Source organism: Aegicerativicinus sediminis (assembly GCF_015476115.1).
GTDB classification, from domain to species: domain Bacteria; phylum Bacteroidota; class Bacteroidia; order Flavobacteriales; family Flavobacteriaceae; genus Aegicerativicinus; species Aegicerativicinus sediminis.
On record NZ_CP064295.1, the window covers coordinates 1199438 to 1218709 of the forward strand.

Below are 19272 nucleotides of genomic sequence, written 5' to 3' on the forward strand. Positions count from 1 at the left end.
GTTTTTTGTCATTATATCTTTCCCAAGCCCAAACCTCGCATAATGGAATTAATATTTTAGACTCCCTAAAGCTACGATTTCTTAAAAGCAACAATGCTGAAGGTGAAATTAGTGTCAATGGTAATTCTGACTCACCAATAATAAAGATTACAACAAACACCCAGCCTGCATTTATTTATAACCTGGCCAGTAAAATTCCCTTGATCCATAAAGAATTTAAAGAAGGACAGGTTTTCTTGATTTCTTTCAAAGCAAGGACCATTTCCTCTTCATTAGAAACAGGTGAAGCAAAACTGTTATGGTTACTTCGTCAATCTGAATCTCACAAAGACAATCTTACAAATACCATTAGCATTGGGTCAGATTGGCAAGAATTTCATATACCGTTTCAAGCAAGTAGAAACATATTAGAAAAAGACTTCAGGGTAGTGTTTCAATATGGCTTTAAGCCCCAATCTTTGGAAATGAAGGATTTAACCTTCGAGGTATTTCCTATGGGTACGTCATTAGACGCCTTACCAAAAACTGAAATATCGTATGTGGGAATGGAACCAAACGCGCAATGGAGAGTGAATGCCATTTCTAGAATTGAAAAACTGCGTAAAAAGGATTTTATATTAAAATTTGTTTCAAATGGAAAGACGGTTGAAAATCAATCTTTTTCAATCTCTTTAAAAAGTCATGCTTTCCCATTTGGTGCAGCAATAAACGCCAAGGATGTGGTTGAAGGAACTATGAAATACAACTTATTCAAAGAAAATTTCAATTTGGCCGTATTTGAAAACGATTTGAAAATTAAATCTTGGTACCGTGGCAAAAATGCAGAGACTACAAAAAAGGCTATGGAGATTTTGAAAAGTGATGGTATAGATTTAAAAGGGCATGTGCTTATCTGGCCTGGGTTTAATTACCTAACAAATGAATACCGGCAACAAAAAAACAACCCAGAGGCTATCAAATCTCTGATGGGAGAACATGTGCAAACTATGTTAGTGGAAACTAAAGGATATACAACGCAGTGGGATGTGGTCAATGAAGCCTATACCAACCAAGATCTACAGAATATTACCGGATCCGAAGAAATTTTGTTTGACGGTTTCAAAATGGCTAAAAAACTTCAACCTTCTTCTGCAAGATTTACTAATGAATATGGCATTATTAGTAAAGGCGGCATAGATTCTAAAAAGCAAGAATGGTATTATAATTTCATTAAAAGAATTGACGAAAACACAGGTGGATTGGTTGACGGAATTGGCATACAATGCCACATTGGAAGTGATTTAACCTCTCCTGAAAGAGTATTGAAAATTCTAACTTATTATGGAAGTCTCGGAAAAAAAATAAGTATCTCCGAGTTTACAATGGACATAAAGGATCCTCAACTGCGCGAGCAATACACTAGAGACTTTATGATAGCCGCTTTTAGCCACCCCAATGTTTCTGAATTTTTGTTTTGGGGATATATGGAAGAAGAATCCAAAAAAGTTGATATTTTTAAAAGTAATGGAGAAATAGGATCTATGGGGAAAGCCTATTTCGGTTTGGTTAAAGGGGCATGGCATACTAAATTTAATGCCTCAACTGACAATCAAGGATATATAAAAAATAGAGGCTTTTTTGGAACTTACGAATACCAAACAGTTGTAGATGGACAATTGAAAACAGGAACGTTTACTTTAGGAAAAGATCAAAACTCAATAATTACAATAAACCTAGAATGAAAGCTTTTATATTCATCATATGTTCTTTATTCATTTCCTTTACCAGTAAGGCTCAAGAAAAACCAAATGTTCTTTGGATAGTAACGGAGGATATAAGCCCAACCCTCTCAATGTATGGCGATTCAACTGCCCAAACCCCAAATTTAGATATGCTTGCAAGAGAAAGCATGGTTTATGACAATGCCTTTGCAGTAGTAGGTGTATGTGCTCCAACCCGTTCTTCTATAATTACGGGAATGTATCCTACAACTATAGGTACTATGCATATGCGAACCGGACAAGATGTTATGTCTTGGGGTAAACGCTCCTATGAGGGAAAAGAAGCTTTAGCAAGAACCGATTTAGATGGAAATGAAATTAGACAATATGCGGCGGTAATTCCAGATTATGTTAAATGTTATACAGAATACCTCAGGGCGGAAGGGTATTTCTGCACAAATAATCAAAAAACAGACTATCAATTTGCTGCGCCAGTTACGGCTTGGGATGAAAATAACACCAAAGCTCATTGGGGAAATCGGTTAGATGAAAAAACGCCATTTTTCTCCGTTTTCAATATAGGGGTTACTCATGAAAGTCGATTGTGGGTTAATGACGACTTGCCATTAACAGTAAATCCAAAAGATGTAAAAGTTCCTCCATATTTACCGGATAATGAAGCCACACGTAAAACGGTGGCGAGACATTATAGCAACGTGGAGTTGATGGATAAGGAGGTGGGAAACCTAATAAAACAGCTAAAAGAAGATGGGCTATATGACAAAACCATCATTTTCTTTTACAGCGATCACGGAGGGCCATTACCACGTCAAAAAAGAGAAATTTACGATTCTGGGTTGAAGGTTCCTTTTATGGTAAAAGGAATCACTGGTGAAGTTGGAAGAACTGATAGATTGATATCCTTTGTTGATTTGGCGCCAACCATGTTAAGTCTTGCTGGAATAAAACCACCAGAGTATTTAGAAGGAAAAGCATTTTTAGGTAGCTACAAGGCCGAAAATAGAAATTATGTTTTTGGGAGCTCAGATAGGTTTGATGAATATTCGGATAGAATTAGGGCGGTTAGAAACAAGCAATATTTATATCTGAGAAACGATTATCCTAATCTTCCGAAATATAAGGACGTGGGATACCGAAAAAACATTCCTATGATGCCCGTTTTTCTAAAATTGAAAGAAATGGGTAAACTTAATACCATTCAACAAAGTTGGTTTGAAACCAAAACCGAAGAAGAATTGTATGATTGTGAAAACGATCCTTTCAATATTCACAATTTAGCAGAAGATCACAAATATGCTACAATCTTGGCAGAAATGCGAAAAGCTTTAGAGAATCATTTAGAAAATCGACATGATATGGGTCTTCAACCCGAAGCTCAACTAATAAATAACATGTGGCCCAATTTTCAGCAGCCTATTACAGAACAAGTTGAAATTAAAAAGATAGGTGCGACAATAGAATTAACGTCCAAAACAAAAGGTGCCTCTATAGCATACATCATATCCGAAAACGCAAACGAGAAATTGGACTTCAATAGTGGTTGGAAACTGTATTCAAAACCTTTGGCATTAGAATATGGTAAATACCTTTATTCCTTAGCTCAACGGATTGGTTTTAAAGAAACCGAGATTCAGGTTTTCAAAATGTAATAGTTCAATCTAATTAAACCCAAATCAATACAATATTGCAAAAACGTTATATAAATTGGATTTTCATACTTGCTACTTTAGCTAGTTTAAGTTGTGTAAATGAGCGGGGCCAAGAACTAGCTCCCCAACCAAATGTGCTTCTAATTTATATGGATGATCTACGACCTGAGCTTGCCTCGTATGGTCGTCAGAACATAAAATCTCCTAATATTGACGCCCTTTCAAACAGGGGTATTAAATTTACTAATGCTTATTGTAACGTTCCTGTTTGTGGCGCTTCAAGGGCAAGTATGCTCACAGGCATGCTGCCTACTGTAAATCGATTTTTAGACTACAACACTTTTGTTGAAAAGGAAGTACCTGATGCCATTACTTTGCCCCAGTTATTCAAGGAAAATGGTTATCTAACAATTTCGAACGGGAAAATTTATCATCATTTAGACGATCGGGAAACTGATTGGGATGAGATTTGGAGGCCATATGCATTTGACGAAAATGAGTTAGAATTATCCCCTACAGATTATTGGCAATCGCTTTGGAAAGACTACCACTTAACTGAAAATATAGACGAATACAAAAGAACTGGCACAGGTCCTGCTTATGAAAATGCCAATGTAGCAGATTCTGTTTACATTGATGGCATGGTGGCTAAAAAAGTTATATGGGATTTGAAAAAATTGAAAAAAACTGACAAACCATTCTTTCTTACCGCTGGTTTCATTAGCCCGCATCTTCCATTCAATGCACCAAAAAAATATTGGGATATGTATCCACGAGATAGTATAAAACAACCCAATAACAATTACATTCCTAAGAATGCACCAAAAATTTCAATTAGCAATTGGCCGGAAATGCGAGCCTATTCGGGCATACCCAAGAAGGGACAAGTAAGCGATTCGTTGGCAAAAACACTTATTCATGGCTATTATGCCACGGTTAGTTATGTCGACGCCCTAATCGGTGAAATTTTGAACCAATTAGAAGTACTAGACCTCGAAAAAAATACGATTGTTGTTTTTGTTTCCGATCATGGATACAATCTTCAAGAGCACACACAATGGGCAAAATTCACCAATTACAATACATCTACACAAGTACCATTAGTAATTTACAATCCTTTTTCAAAACAACAGTCTGCTACGACCAACGCATTGGTGGAATTAGTTGATGTATACCCAACTATTGCCGAATTATGTCGGTTACAAGCCCCCAAGAACCAATTAGATGGGGAGAGCTTGGCGCCTATACTTAATGAACCAAATCTCAAAGGCAAAAACCATATTTTAATTAAGAGAGGTAATGGTTTCACCTTAAAAACTCAACAATTTAGTTATACAGAATACATAAATCTAAAAAATGACTCTTTAATATCAAACATGCTTTATGACCATAAAATTGATAAAGACGAAAATATAAATGTGGTTGATGAACAGGAATATGCTGAAACGGTAAAAAGGCTGCGGGGAATTTTACATACCGAATATAGCTATAACATTCAAGGGAGGGGTTTAGAGCATTAACAAGTCAATTTACTAATTTGAAGTTATTTTATCTAAATATTCCAAACTTGGCTGAACCCACAATCGGAAATTTTTTCATTATAAAATTTCTATTGAAAAAGAGAATTTAAAATTTTCCTTCGGCTCTAAAGCCACTATACCTTCTTTCTGGGTAAATTCTTTAGTATGATCAGTATTATCAGCTATTCCATGCCAAGGCTCAATACAAATAAAAGGGGCATCCTTCGCGGACCATATCCCCAAATAAGGGAAATTTTTAAAGGTTACGCTCAAATAGTCTTTATTTGTTGGCTTGTGAACGAACTTTACTTTTGAGAAGGGATTTGGGTTGAACGTAATTGAACCGTCGTCGAACTTCCCATCGGGTAACTCCATTATTCCGGGTTCATCCATTACTTTATAAGTAGAATCTATATAAAATTTTCCTTCTTCATTTTTATCGATTGCCTCAGGCATCAATTGCTTGTCAAACACTAATTGGTATTCACTTCTTTTTTGGCCATCCTCAAAAGGACAACTAAATGCAGGGTGTGCTCCTATGGAAAAATACAGTGTTTTAGAATTCGTGTTTTTTACTACATAACCTACGTCAAGACCGTTTTCAGTTATACGATAATGCAATTGCAAAACATAACTAAAAGGATACATTTTCAAGGTATTAGCATTTTCTTTTTGCTGAAAAATAATATGATCATCTTCTACTTCAACTGCTTCAAATTCCAAATCTCGGGCAAAACCATGTTGAGGAAGACTGTAATTTTCACCTTCATAGAAATATTCCTTATCAATTAAAGGTCCTACTATAGGAAAAAGAACTGGTGAATGCCTATTCCAATGATCTGGATCTGCCTGCCACATATATTCTAGGCCGTTCTTAGTTAAACTATACAATTCTGCCCCTTTGGTTAGAATTTTGGCGGTGATCCCGTTTTTTGAAATGGTATATACAGACGGATTATTCATTGAAGTAAGCGTTTGGTGCCATAAAGAAAAACAGAAAGTCTGAAAAAGTAAAAATTTCAAAATAAATATTCTCCTGAGGTTTAAAAACCATTTTAATTGAATGCTCATAATCATTAATTTGAATTTAAACTTAAAACCAAATTACTACTCTCAACATAGAATAGAGTTCAATAATTGTCGGATATCTTCTAATAGTTTAGTTAGTTTCTAAACAATCGCTTTCCCGATGCAATTGATTTCTGAAGTGTAATAATCTTTGTTAAAAAAGGAAAATAGAAATAGATAAAAAGGTATTAATGTTACTATAAACACTTACAAAAAAGGGGTTTAATGTCAATTTTCACGCTAATCAAACCCTTAGTGATAGTTATTGAACCCGTTCTTGGCCTTTAATTATGAATTTAGCAATCACATTAACTAGCAATTATAGGCATATGAAATTAAGATCACTCTTATTTTTAGGAATTATAACCCTTTTTCTTGGGTGCGAAGAAGATGATAACAATGCAACTGGAACTGCAGCAGTAAGTTTTGCATACGATAATTTAAGAGAGGTTGAAGGGGCGACCATCCCACTCTCTTTGAATTTAGGAATTGATAATTACGCACATTCAGGTGGAAGTGTTACCATCGATATTAGTGGGGGAAACTACGGAACTGATTATGAAACAAGTGAGGGTTCCTCTTCCTTTAATATTGACTTAGAACCAAATCAACTTACAGCTTCTTTTACCATTCAACCTATTGATGATGAGGTAATAGAAGACGACAAGGTATTAACCATATCCATTTCGGCCGTAACTGGCTCCCTTACTTTAGGTGAAAAAACAAGTTTTACGCTCACCCTTTTGGATGATGACGACCCAACGATTGCCTCAATAGAATTTGAAAACGCCACCTTTGAAATAGATGAAAATAGCACCACTCCACTTATATTGAATTTAATTTTCGATCAGGCAACTACAGACGGTGGTAGCATAACAATAGGTTTGGCGGGAGAGGCCGTGTTAGATACCGATTACAGCATAACAGGTGCAAGCGGAAACAGTCTTGTCTTAAGTGTTCCAGGTGGAGCTACCTCAGCATCATTCGAAATAGCAACTATAGATAATTCCGAATACGAACCCAACAAAACGATAGAACTATCTATTGAAGAAGTAAGCGGAGGGTTATCCGTTGGGGTTGGAAACAGTTCCACAGTTACTATAATTAATGACGACGCTGCTCCTAACCCTATCGCTAATTTTGCAATAGCTTCAACTACGGTAGATGAAGATAATGGCACACTGTCCGCTACAATAAACTTTTCAAGTACAACCATCGCAGATGCAACATTAGAAATTTCAGCATCCGGAACAGCCACATTAGGCAGCGATTATACTTATAACAGCTCCTCAATAAGTCCTGTTTCAATAAATATCCCATCAGGCTCCGACTCAATTTCTTTTGATATTGACATAACTGACGACAGTGACACTGAGGAAGATGAAACCATCATTCTAGATCTTACATCAGTTACAGGTGGCTTAGAAATAGGGAACACGACTTCCCAATTCACAATTACAATTACCGATAATGACCAAGTTTCCCTGTTTTCTTACCAAGAATCTTTTGAGACAGTTACTGCAGACATAAGTGAAGTTGGTTATCAAAATATTTTTATTAACCAAACACTTCCAGAAGGAAATCTTATTAAATATCTAAACAGGGCTGATACATTTCCCGACATAAACGATCCTTCACAATTAACTGCAAACGGTCTCCAAATATTTTATAACATTTCCAGCGATGGTGAAGGTGTAATAGATAACATGATAGTCTCCCCTGTGCTGGAGGCAACTGGTAATATGAAAGTTTCCTATGACGTTTCCTATGTGACAGGTAAAGCCAAAAATATTGCAGACGTTACTTTTTATTGGTCAAAATCTTATGATGGCTCAGGTAGTTTTGACGAATCACAATGGACAGCTTTAGAAACTGTTACAGCCACTAGTTTAGATGCAGAAGGCGTAGCAAGAACTGGTTGGTCTAGAAGGGAGTTCAATATTACAGCCACTTCCAATTTTTATTTAGCTATAAGAATTAACCAAAGCATGACTGCCTCTAATGATGTTTTACAATGGAGATGGGATAACATCCAAGCAATACAACAATAGCCAACATATAAATATCGATAACAAATAAAAAATGAAAAGAATCATAACAACTTTAATTGTACTAATTAGTCTTTCGTTTACGGCATATTCCCAAAACCAAAAAATAAAGGATGCGGCCAAGGAGAAAGTAGAGGAACTAAACCAAGAAATTATTGCGGGCAACAAAGACTTGGCACTTTCACAAGATCAAAAAGACAAGATTTATAGCCTGCATATTGCTCGTATAGAAGAGGTTAGGAAAGCAAGAAAAAACGGAAGTGACAAGGATGAATTAAAGGTAATTAACAAAAAATATTTCCAGCAAATCTATAATGATGTTCTTTCAAAAGAACAAAAGAAGGCTAGACGAGCCGGCAAAGACGATAGTGAAGATTAATATTAATAAGGTAACCAAGATTTAATTAGTATTATGAAACGTTTCCCAGTAACCTTCCTCATCCTTTCCTGGAAAACCATACTCTTGGCACAAATAACGCCAACTGAAATGGTGTCAGACATGGGAAGAGGAATCAATCTGGGAAATGTTCTAAGTGCTCCGGTGGAAGGTGCTTGGGCCTTACCATTTGAAGAAAGCTATTTTGAAGACATAGCAAATGCCGGTTTTAAAACTGTTAGAATTCCGATAGACTTTTTGGGTACAAGAACAACAGGTAATACGGAAGGTTATTCTAAATCTTCGGGTACAGAAGCAAGCTATTCCGGCAGTCCATCAGATTATGTAGTAGACCCAAATTTTTTAAATCGGGTAGAACAAATCGTCAATTGGGGATTAACTAAAAATCTTATCGTAATTCTCGATTTCCATGGCAAACACCTAAGGGATGACTTTTTATACACTTTTGATACCAGGGCAAACTTCGCCGAATTTTACACCCATCCAACCTCTGCCAAAAGAAAGGCAGATAATGAAAAGTTCAGGGCTATATGGGCTCAGGTTGCAGAGCGTTTTAAAAATTATCCCTATCAATTAGTTTTTGAAATTGTCAACGAACCTTACTTTCATTTAACAGCCGATGAAATGGATGTCATCAATACAGATATCATCCAAATAATTAGGGGGACTGGAAATAATAATAACGATCGCAATATTATCATTGTTGGTGGAGGTGAAAATTCTTATAATGCTCCACTTCAACTAAGTGATGCCGTTCTAAATTTAGATGACAATTTAATAGCTACTTTTCATTACTACCTCCCCAGAGGATTCACGGCTTCCTCAGATCCAAACGTTAACAATAGAACATTTACATGGGGGTCTGAATCAGATAAAAATGAAGTGAATAGTCATTTTCAAATCGTTAAAAATTGGTCACAAAACAAAAATATTCCAATACTCTTAGGTGAATTTGGAGCTGATAACGAATGTGGCTTCAATTATAATACTGGCGTCTGCAATTCAGAAGGTGGTCCAGAAGCCGATTCAAGAGCTCTTTACCATAAATATTTGGCTGATTTGGCAATTGATTTGGGATTCAGCTTTACCGCCTGGGATGCAGGACATAAATCCAATAAGACAATCTATATAGCTGAAAATAGAACTTGGGTTGAAAATGTAAAAGAGGCACTATTAGGCAATTCTAGATGCACCAATTCCGATTTTATTTTGAATTCCGATTTTGAATGCGGGATAACTACGGAATGGGTTATTAAAACAAACTCATCTTCTTCAGCAACATTCAGCCAAGCTGAAGTATCAAATACTTTTGAAGGGAATATTTCAGCTAAAATAAATGTAAGCTCAACGTCAGGTGCACATAATGCTGTTTTTATTGAAAATCAAGCTGTAACGGCTGATCAATTTTTAGGAAAAAGCATAGTTATCAAAGGATATGGGAAAAGTTCCACAGCCCAGGATGTAAGGCTTAGGTTAAGGGTGGAAGATGCCAATACAGATGTGAGTTACCCTGGAAAAGTTTTTACTCTTAATAATACTGATTACCAGTTGATGGAATATGAATATACAGTTCCTGAGAATACGGCGAACATCCGATTCCAAATTTTGGTAGGGTCGTCTATTGGCACAACATACTTTGACGGGTTTACCGTAGAAGAGCAGACCCTATCCATAAACAATAAAACAGTGGAAAATGATTGGTTTCAGATATACCCAAACCCCGCCCAAGAGAATATATTAATTACTAGCAACGAAGTGATTTCTCAACTAGAGATTTATGATACAACTGGTAAAAGAGTTATGGGTATCAATTCTACAACTAAGTCCGTCGATGTAGAAAACTTGGCCAATGGTTTGTATTTGGTAAAAGTTTTTGGAAAGAATAATAAAGTAAGCATCAAACGAATAGTGGTAAACCGCTAGTACGAAGATTAGATTTCAATTATAACCTGAAGCAACTGATGTAACAGCGTTTCGAAAAATTAAGTAGAAAAGGTAAAGGTCGATTCGCTGTTACTCTTATTAAAAACTATAACACACTAAAACCGCAGACATTATGAAGAAAATTACTCTTACATTCTTATTATCCATTATTTGCCTAATGGGTTTTGGGCAAACCTTTGATTTTAATGGAACCGACGATGGATGGACAGAAACTGTTGGTTGTGCCATTTCCGCCACATCAACTGCCTTGTCAATAGATTTAACAGGAGATGCTACTAATCCCAATTTTGGCACCTTAACGGCTGGAATTGATGGTAGTGTTAATAAGTTTGTTGGAATTAATGTACTGAACAGTAATCCAAATGGCCCTACCTTCATGAGGGTGTCATACCCAAAATCTACTAGCGGGCGGGTTTATATCAATATGGAAATTACCGCCGGCGATGAAGATTATAAAACCTATTGGTTTGATTTAGCTAATGCCGAATGGGGCGATGCTACAGAAGACGATATAAAAATACATTTTAAAGCAACTGGTAATTCAAACTACACTGTTCCTGCGGAAGGTGTCTCTATTTTATTCAACCAGATTTCATTTGTTGATGCCATACCTAGACAAGAGAAATTGGTTTATGAATTCGATACTGGGGACGATTTTGAAGGTTGGGATAATTTGGTTGATGCCTCTGCCACAGTGCAGGGAGGGTCATTAATAATTTCACCAACAGGTGGTGCTATTGCTAAAGTGACCAATACAGTAAATGCTGTGAATGCTGATGGAAATAATTACATGTACATATTTTATAAAAATTTATCTCCATCCAACAATCAATTAAGAATACAATTTAGGTCCTCAATTGATGGTTACACTGCATATACAGGAACCAACGTGACTATTAACCAGAGCATGTCTGAATTTGAAGCCTTATCAATTAATCTTGAAACCGCCAAACCCACAGAGTGGTCTGGAACTACACAAGACTTTCAAATTGCTATACGCAATACTAATAATGGTGGCAATGTCGCTTCGGCAGATGGTGATTTGGAAATAGATAGAATCGTTTTTAGTAACGATGCAACTCTCTCAAGTAAAGATTTGCAATTGTCTTACATTCAATTTTATCCCAATCCAGCCAAGGAACGCTTATTTATTAAAACAGAAGATGCACTGGAAGCAGTTGATATTTTTGATGTTACAGGAAAAAATGTTCTTACGAGTAACCATTTTAGGGATAGTATCGACATTTCAACATTGAATAGAGGTTTGTATTTGGTAAAAATTACAGCTGTTAACCAAAGCATTATGGTTAAAAAATTAATTAAGGACTAACTTAAATTTTCACTTCATAGAGCCTATACATATTTAAGTTGACCTGAAAGTGCGGTATATCCGCACTTTCTTTTTTGGTTATAAAAAAACAAAAAAGCTTTACGGAATCGTAAAGCTTTCATTTTCAAGTGGTCCCACCTGGACCATGTTTTAATAAACTGATATACAGCAATATACACTATAATGCAGTGTTTTACAATTTATAATTTCTGAAAAAATAGCAATATAGAGCGGTAAACATGTAGGTGGCATCGAGCACTATTCATTGTTTTGAAATTAGTTTATTGTCGATTAAAAAAAAGTGGTACATCCCATTTGCTGAGATGACCACCTTTATCTTCTAACTTAATTAATGCAATATGCAAAAATCAAATATCTATTAATCAATTAATTATTACGGGGTACAAAATGGCATAAATAGGGGCGCTAATCGTTCAATTTAGCTTAAAATGTAATTTTTAAAAATTCTTATAGGCTAATTTCTTCAAAATTAGTACTGTCTCTCAAAGTATTAAGGAAAAATGACCTCTATAAGTTTCACTGTTTGCCAGAATAAGTTCGAACCAATAATCCCCTGGAGGCATTAAACTTCCATTATAAGTTCCATCCCAACCAGATTTCACCGAATTAACCTTTTTCAATAACTTTCCATACCTATCATAGATACTATAACTGAAGGTTTCTTGTTGTGGAATTCCTTTTATTTGCCAAAAGTCGTTATGCCCATCACCATTTGGGGTAAAGAATTTTGGGATTCCAAATAAAAATACTTGCAAATTAGTTGATCCGCACCCGTTTTTATCATTCAAAAATAATGTATAAGTCCCAGGACTTACATCACGAAATTCTGGCTCGTTTTGATAGGGACCAGATGGATTATTTAAAGAAAACTCATAATCCCCATTTCCCACTTGACCTAAATTAATTAAGCCAAGTGTATAGCTATTCCCGGTTGGTGTAATTCGAATATTATTTTGTGTTAGTACAGGTGGCCCTGAAGCCAAAATTTCAACTTCTTTTAAACTTGAAACGCATCCATTAACCGAAATAGCCTGTACAGAATATAACCCTGGTTCCATTACAGTTAAACTGGTAGATGTGCTTATTAATTCATTTAAACTATTAAGCCATTCATAACTATAATTAGGATTGGGGTTTAAAATATCCAGTGTAAAAGAAGGCTGTAACGTACAAATTTTACCCGTACCGCTAATCTCTAATTCAGGAAGGTCATTTACGACAAGATCTAAATATGGGCCAATTGAATAACAAGAATTACCACTTGAATTGTCAATTCTAACAACCAACTCCTGATTCCAAGGCACCTCATTTTCGTAATTCTGGCTCTGAGTAATTGAGTTGATCTTGAATACGGCATCCTCGACATTCCGATAGTATGTAAATTCAAAATTGCTATCGCTAGGCAGCAATTCAAGGAAAGATAATTCTGCTTCTGTTAGGTCGAAAATATATTTTCCATCTGCTGTTCCATCATCGTCACAATTTTTTAAAGTGTGCTTATACCCCATAGGAAGAGAGGTAGTCGAAACATTCAAATTTATTTTTGCAACTCCATAACAAGGTGTGTCATTTTCAATTCTTGCGAATACTGTGGTGGAGGAAGATGAAGAAACCAAATTGCTATCCAAAGGCTCAATGCCGCTATATGCCTGGTCTAAAGAATTATAAAATGTAACTGTGTAGGAACTATTATTGGCAATAAGAGGTATTGCTTCCTCTAAATAAAAGGCTGTTTGAATACCTGAAAAATTCTCAGTACCACATTCTGTTAAGGTCACCTCAGGATTAAAATCAATTTGATCATAGTAGGTGGCTGTAATCCTCTGCCTAGGTCCTTTATAACAATTTACAGGTCCAGCTGAAACAAAATAAGAAGTAGTAGAACTAATGGTTGGAGAATAGTTAGGGCCTTCATGGATGGGGTTTACCGAGGTCTCACTTGTAAACCAATAAATTCTACCAGAATCTGAATTTGCCCTTAAAGCAACACTTCCGGGGCCACATGTAAAATCAGATTCTACATATGTAATGGTAGCCACAGAAATTTCTGTTGTAGCAGAGATTTTTATCTCTGGATCACCGGGCATTCCACCATATTCCACGATATAACCTTTGGGATGATATTCCCATACATCAGGTGGATCCCCTGCCTCCCTAAGGTCATTCCAAGCTCCCCTCATTCCTATGGACGGATCCGTAATATGGGCATAGTCTTCACCCGGGCCTCCATGCGCATTATCGGGCTGATTATAATTCCAAAAAGCAAAGTTTGGAGTGCTCCCATTAGAACCTCCATTCCAAAAAACTAATCCTCCAGCCAAACCCTCAGGTCCTGTTACCCATTTCCAAATACCTTCTGAGTCTTCATCGGTTCCTCCAATCCAACCTGCTCCATCTGCCTGTTCCCCACAAAGCTGAGCTTCTTCAGCTGATGTAAGTGTAGCTAAATAACCTTGTAGCCCATAATAAGTTCGAGCTTCAGCAGCTGCTTTTGCCTGTTTCCAAGTTATTCCAGTGTATGGAACATACTCATAATAATGATCGGTTGAGGCCAAATAATTGGCTTGGCCAGTTGTAATTGAAAACACCCTTTTCCCTGAAAAATTCGGGTTATTATTTTGAAATACTACATTCTTAACGGCATTGATTAAATCATTTAAAGAACCGCTTGAAGATTTACTTAATCTCAGTTTACCTGTTGTGCTATCCCAATTCCACGAAATATTGGGATTGCTGTTAATTAATTGAAGTTTGTCATTTGCAGATACATAACCCTCGGAAATTTGAATATAAACTTGATCAATCGGCGCGTTGGCAGGATTCTCAATATTAAATGCAACTACAATAGGAATTGAAGAAGTAGGACAATAAAGTTGATTCCCCGAAGCGGTAACAATTGGGGATTGGCCATAAACACCATACCCAAGTAGAACAATGGTTAAATAAATAATATATGGACTTAAAATTCTCATTTACCGATTTAAAAAAGTATCATTTTAATCGTTCTTTTACATTTGATCAGCTAAATTCTAATCACCCGTTTTTTGTAAAAAATCAGGAAAACCTCCTTGCGTCCATTTGAAAATTCTAGCTCTTGTTGCCCTGTTGGGGTCAGACAATTCATGTCCTTGTATGTCTTTATAATTTCTCGCATGGTAAATCAATACGTCATGCTTTCCATCCTCTGTAGTAGTAAACGAGCTGTGCCCTGGTCCAAATCGATCTAGTTCAGCATTAGAATAAAAAATGGGGCCCGGAGATTTTTGCCAATTGGAGGCTTTTAACAAATCTTCCGTCTCATCTATCCACAACAAGCCCATACAGTAATTATCATTGGTAGCACTTGCTGAATAGGTCACAAAAATTTTTCCATTCCTTTTAATAACAGCTGGGCCTTCATTAACATTATACTTCACCCGTTCCCAGCCAAATTCAGGTTCTGTGATGACTATTTCGGGACCTGTCAGGGTGGTGGGATTGTTCATTTCCGAAAGCACTAAGGCCGTTCCATGATCCCCGCCTCTTACATTTTGAGCCCAAATCAAATAATGTTTTCCATTATGTTCAAAGGTGGTAGCATCTAAAGAAAATGAGTCGATATTTGTTTTAATTCTACCTTCTTCCTTCCATTCCCCTTCCATCGGGTCATCGGCTGTATTCGATAAGACCCACATTCTTATATTCCAAATATTTTCTGCTTCCCCAGCAGCAAAATAGATATACCACTTTCCATTAATTTTATGGAGCTCTGGAGCCCAAATATGGGCACCCATCACTCCTTTATTATGTTTGTTCCAGACTACTTTTTCGGTTGCGTTTTTTAACCCATTAAGAGTTTTAGATTTCCTAATAACAATTCTGTCATATTCAGGCACAGTAGCAATTAAGTAGTAGATTCCATCATCGGTTTTATAAACCCAGGGGTCTGCTCGTTGTTCGGCAATTGGATTATCGAAAAGGCTTTCTTGAGAAAAACCCACGGGTGCAAATATAAAGCTGGTACAGATTACAAGTATATATGACAGTTTCATGATGCTAGCGTATTGAATTAAACCCTAATTAATTGTTTTCAAATAATGCTAATTTGGCAAAAAAGTCCTCAAACATTAAACGATTGTCCAGATCATAATAAACGCGTATTTCCCTTCCATATTTATTTGGTGCAAATAGGTTCTCTTCAGATACTTTAGGAGCATTTTTTATCAAGTATTTGCTAGAGGAAGGATCTCTCTCCCAAGAGGATTGTAAGGCGGTCAACATTACAAGTGGACTATCACCAAGCACATATGCCTCCCCTAAAGATCGATTAGACCTTTTCAATAAATCATCTAAACAATCCATTAAATACTTCCCAGTTTTCCCAACAGTTTTAACTTTAGTTGCCAACTCTGCATAAGAAACCAATGCCTGTCTGTAGGCATCCCGTGGAATTTGCCATATTGGTATTTCAGATTGGTTAAATATAACTTTACATGCGTTAATATCAATGCCTGAATTGTATTCCCATTTTTTATTTGCACCTGGTGGAGGAGAAGCAATTTCTTCATATTCGGTTCCGCCTATCCAAACCAATATTAATTTATCTGCAATTTTCGGTTCTTTTAAATAGGCATTTGCCAAATTGGTTAAACCTGCTCCACAAACAATGTATAACGGTTTAACACTATCTTTTAAAGCCTCTTCTATTATTAGTGTTGCGGTACTGTTTGAATTTGAATTAATTGTGTCCTTTAATGGATGGTTGATTCCTTCAAGCACAACAAATTCCTTATCTAATTTCATTATTTGAAGTAATTCCAAAGCTTTTTCAGCGGAATATTGTGCATTGCCAGGATGTCCATAAAAACCATTTCCATATTGAATTGAACCAATAATTCCTTTTATCTCCACAGTTGGAGATAAAAGGTGATGGGCCAATTGAAATAATCCATCGGGATCTCCTCCAAAATCATTATCTATAATCACTCTAACCCTTGGCTCCATAACCGAATCGTTGATTATAAATTTGGACTGACCAAAAATTAATATCCCATTAAAGAAAAGTATAATTGAAAGCAACAAATTGGGTTTTGGAATTTCCATGGTATATTTCATTGAACTTTATATTTTGTTTCAATTTCGGACGCTCGAACAACCCTATTTACTCATTTGCAAGTGGTTCTGAAATGATGGTTAAACTTGCTGTTTTTAAACCGGATGATCGGGCTTCAAGTTTTATTTCTCCTTCTTCTTGTTCGCCTTTTATTATTGCCAAAGCCCTTCCTTTCCAAGTCTTGTGAATTTTATCGTTATATACGGTTGAATCCTTCAGGTTGGCATTTCCAAAGGCTACTATTTTCCCTGGTCCTGAAATGGATAATTCTACTTCATTCACTGCATTAGGTTCCAATAATCCGTCTTCATCTGTAATTTCAATAACCACATAAGACAAATCTTGGCCATCAGAATTTATTTTGCCGGTATCAGTGGTTAATCTAATATTTTGGGGTTGTCCAGCAGTCTTTAACACAACCCGTTCAACTTCCTTTTCATTTTCAATTCCAACAGCAACTAATTCTCCCTTTTCAAAGGGTAAAGTAAATACCGTTTTGAATTCTTGTTCTCTGGTTGTCAATTTTTCTCCAACAAGCTTTTTATTGAGATATAATCGTACTTTAGGGTATTTTGAATAAACCTCAACCTGGATGTCTTTACCTTCATGGCCTGGCCAATTCCAACTTTCCCAAGTAGGCCAAACCGCCCACAAGGTAAGTTTAATTTCTCCATCTACTGGATTAGGTTCTTTAACTGCCACATACAGTCTTTCGGTATCATTATAAAGTAAATTTCTATAATGTGAAATGGGTTTGCGCCAGCCGGTTAAATCTATATCGCCACAATAGGCCCCATGCCAAGGATATAAATTGGCTTCCCAATGTTCTCCATCCGGTTCGCCGGGATAATAATAACGACCAATACCTGATTCTCCTAAATAATCCATGGCGGTCCACACAAAATCACCAACAATAAAATTGTGTGTAGAAACCAAATCCCAAATAAAAAATGCATTTGCCGGATATGATTCTGTATTCACAATGATTCTAGATGGCACCCTTTCATGGTCCGATTCTGCTTGGTGCAATTGATAATTATATCCTGCTATATCATGAGCAGCCATAAGTGGATCGAAAATTTCCCAGCCTTGTCCCCAAGTGGTCATTGCTGAGGTTACAGGTCGTGAGGAATCTAAGTTATGAATCGTGTTTGCAAGCATTTTTGCTGTTCCAACAGCAGATGGCTCAGTCCGTTCCATTATTTCATTACCGATACTCCACATAATTATTGATGGGTGATTTCGATCTCTCAAAACCATAGATTCGGTATCATGCTTCCACCATTTGTCAAAATAAATTGAATAATCAAATGGAGTTGGATCTTTATGGGTTCTCCAGCCATCAAAAACCTCGTCAATTACTAACATACCCAAACTGTCGCATGCATTTAAAAATGCCTCTGAGGGTGGGTTGTGTGAAGTTCTTACAGCATTAAAACCTGCTTCTTTTAACAATTTTACTTTTCTAACCTCCGCCTTATTGTAAGCTGCAGCTCCCAAAATTCCATTGTCATGATGAACACATCCTCCATTTAGAATTACCTTTTTATCATTTAACACAAACCCATTTTCCACACTAAACTCAATGGATCTTATTCCGAAGGATTTCTGAATATGATCAAACTTTTCATCTCCAGATTCTACAAATAAGTGGGCCGTATATAAATTAGGATTATCAGTAGACCAGAGTCTCGGATTTTCGATTATAAAAGTTTCACTGAATTCATTTTTATTCCCGGGGCTTAACTCTAAATGCTTTTTGGATTCGGTTATCGTAGTTCCTTCTTGATCCCTAATTTCCGTTATTAATAATACTTCCCTAGATTCATTACTGACATTTTCAATTATGCTTTCAACAGTCAAAGTTGCATTTTGTTCAGTAACCTTAGGAGTAGTTATATACGTTCCCCAATTTTTAAAGTGAATTTTGTCGACCACATATAATGTTACATTTCTATAAATCCCAGATCCGCTATACCAACGGCTATTCTTTTGTTGTGAATTATCAACTTTAACCGCAATCACATTCTCTGCTCCAAACTTAAGAAAAGGGGTCAGGTCATACTCAAAAGATGTGTAACCGTATGGTTGAATCCCGAGTGAATGGCCATTAATATACACTTCAGAATTCATATAGATGCCTTCAAAATAAATCGAAACGTTTTGTCCTTTAAGGTCTGTTGGTACTTTAAAAGTTTTTCGGTACCACCCTATTCCGGTTGGGTAAAAGCCACCATCGCCACCTGAAGGATTAGTTACGTTCGTTTCTCCTTCGATACTCCAATCATGAGGTAAATCGAGATGTCTCCAATTTTTATCATCAAAATCCTTTCTCTGTGCATATTCCACATCGCCCAAATAAAATTTCCATCCGTAGTTAAAATTTTGAGCTCTATCTATTGATTTGGGTGTTTTATAATAGCAATCAAACATTAAGATTGATATGAAGATGGTTAATATGGCTGCTTTAATTTTCATTTTA

General features: G+C 36.3%; 12 protein-coding genes. 7 read left to right on the top strand and 5 right to left on the bottom strand.

Annotated features, from left to right (window positions below; genetic code table 11):
• The first annotated feature begins 5 nt into the window (after window positions 1–5).
• The 3 genes from ISU00_RS05240 to ISU00_RS05250 are packed head-to-tail and all read left to right on the top strand — an operon-like array spanning window position 6 to window position 4890.
• Entirely contained in the window at window positions 6–1721 is a 1716-nt protein-coding gene (locus tag ISU00_RS05240; protein WP_228852995.1) for an endo-1,4-beta-xylanase, read from the top strand.
• Window positions 1718–3370: a sulfatase family protein gene (locus ISU00_RS05245; RefSeq protein ID WP_228852996.1), complete on the top strand. Its 1653-nt coding sequence runs from the start codon at window positions 1718–1720 to the stop codon at window positions 3368–3370. Before ISU00_RS05240 ends, ISU00_RS05245 begins: the two co-directional genes overlap by 4 nt.
• Before the next feature lie 35 nt (window positions 3371–3405).
• Entirely contained in the window at window positions 3406–4890 is a 1485-nt protein-coding gene (locus tag ISU00_RS05250) for a sulfatase (RefSeq protein WP_228852997.1), read from the top strand.
• Window positions 4891–4968: 78 nt separating this feature from the next.
• Here the strand turns inward: ISU00_RS05250 and ISU00_RS05255 are convergent, their stop codons facing one another.
• On the bottom strand, window positions 4969–5853 hold the full coding sequence (locus ISU00_RS05255; protein ID WP_228852998.1) for an aldose 1-epimerase family protein: 885 nt from the start codon (window positions 5851–5853) through the stop codon (window positions 4969–4971).
• Window positions 5854–6287: 434 nt separating this feature from the next.
• Here ISU00_RS05255 and ISU00_RS05260 point away from each other — a divergent pair, with 434 nt between their 5' ends.
• The 4 genes from ISU00_RS05260 (at window position 6288) to ISU00_RS05275 (ending at window position 11677) form a co-directional block, all read left to right on the top strand.
• Window positions 6288–8009, top strand: coding sequence for a Calx-beta domain-containing protein (locus tag ISU00_RS05260; protein WP_228852999.1), 1722 nt, complete (start codon window positions 6288–6290; stop codon window positions 8007–8009).
• Between the two features lie 31 nt (window positions 8010–8040).
• Window positions 8041–8385, top strand: coding sequence for a hypothetical protein (locus ISU00_RS05265; RefSeq protein ID WP_228853000.1), 345 nt, complete (start codon window positions 8041–8043; stop codon window positions 8383–8385).
• A 33-nt stretch (window positions 8386–8418) separates the two neighbouring features.
• Window positions 8419–10326: a cellulase family glycosylhydrolase gene (locus tag ISU00_RS05270; RefSeq protein WP_228853001.1), complete on the top strand. Its 1908-nt coding sequence runs from the start codon at window positions 8419–8421 to the stop codon at window positions 10324–10326.
• 133 nt (window positions 10327–10459) lie between these two features.
• Window positions 10460–11677: a T9SS type A sorting domain-containing protein gene (locus ISU00_RS05275; RefSeq protein WP_228853002.1), complete on the top strand. Its 1218-nt coding sequence runs from the start codon at window positions 10460–10462 to the stop codon at window positions 11675–11677.
• A 503-nt stretch (window positions 11678–12180) separates the two neighbouring features.
• Here ISU00_RS05275 and ISU00_RS05280 read toward each other — a convergent pair.
• From ISU00_RS05280 to ISU00_RS05295, 4 genes are read right to left on the bottom strand one after another with little or no spacing between them, the layout of a single operon-like run.
• Window positions 12181–14670, bottom strand: coding sequence for a T9SS type B sorting domain-containing protein (locus tag ISU00_RS05280; protein ID WP_228853003.1), 2490 nt, complete (start codon window positions 14668–14670; stop codon window positions 12181–12183).
• Window positions 14671–14727: 57 nt separating this feature from the next.
• Window positions 14728–15729 (bottom strand): glycoside hydrolase family 43 protein, encoded by a 1002-nt coding sequence (locus ISU00_RS05285; RefSeq protein WP_228853004.1) that lies wholly within the window; start codon window positions 15727–15729, stop codon window positions 14728–14730.
• A gap of 28 nt (window positions 15730–15757) precedes the next feature.
• Window positions 15758–16792, bottom strand: a complete 1035-nt coding sequence (locus ISU00_RS05290) for a nucleoside hydrolase (protein ID WP_228853005.1) — start codon at window positions 16790–16792, stop codon at window positions 15758–15760.
• 46 nt (window positions 16793–16838) lie between these two features.
• The gene (locus tag ISU00_RS05295; RefSeq protein WP_228853006.1) at window positions 16839–19268 is read right to left on the bottom strand and encodes a sugar-binding domain-containing protein; all 2430 of its coding nucleotides are present in this window, start codon (window positions 19266–19268) and stop codon (window positions 16839–16841) included.
• Between the last annotated feature and the right edge of the window lie 4 nt (window positions 19269–19272).

What these genes read in the sequence shown, in the direction of transcription:
- ISU00_RS05245 (WP_228852996.1), top strand. Translation starts at nt 1,718, where the DNA reads ATGAAAGCTTTTATATTCATCATATGTTCTTTATTCATTTCCTTTACC.
- ISU00_RS05255 (WP_228852998.1), bottom strand. Translation starts at nt 5,853, where the DNA reads ATGAATAATCCGTCTGTATATACCATTTCAAAAAACGGGATCACCGCC.
- ISU00_RS05260 (WP_228852999.1), top strand. Translation starts at nt 6,288, where the DNA reads ATGAAATTAAGATCACTCTTATTTTTAGGAATTATAACCCTTTTTCTT.
- ISU00_RS05265 (WP_228853000.1), top strand. Translation starts at nt 8,041, where the DNA reads ATGAAAAGAATCATAACAACTTTAATTGTACTAATTAGTCTTTCGTTT.
- ISU00_RS05270 (WP_228853001.1), top strand. Translation starts at nt 8,419, where the DNA reads ATGAAACGTTTCCCAGTAACCTTCCTCATCCTTTCCTGGAAAACCATA.
- ISU00_RS05275 (WP_228853002.1), top strand. Translation starts at nt 10,460, where the DNA reads ATGAAGAAAATTACTCTTACATTCTTATTATCCATTATTTGCCTAATG.
- ISU00_RS05280 (WP_228853003.1), bottom strand. Translation starts at nt 14,670, where the DNA reads ATGAGAATTTTAAGTCCATATATTATTTATTTAACCATTGTTCTACTT.
- ISU00_RS05285 (WP_228853004.1), bottom strand. Translation starts at nt 15,729, where the DNA reads ATGAAACTGTCATATATACTTGTAATCTGTACCAGCTTTATATTTGCA.
- ISU00_RS05290 (WP_228853005.1), bottom strand. Translation starts at nt 16,792, where the DNA reads ATGAAATATACCATGGAAATTCCAAAACCCAATTTGTTGCTTTCAATT.
- ISU00_RS05295 (WP_228853006.1), bottom strand. Translation starts at nt 19,268, where the DNA reads ATGAAAATTAAAGCAGCCATATTAACCATCTTCATATCAATCTTAATG.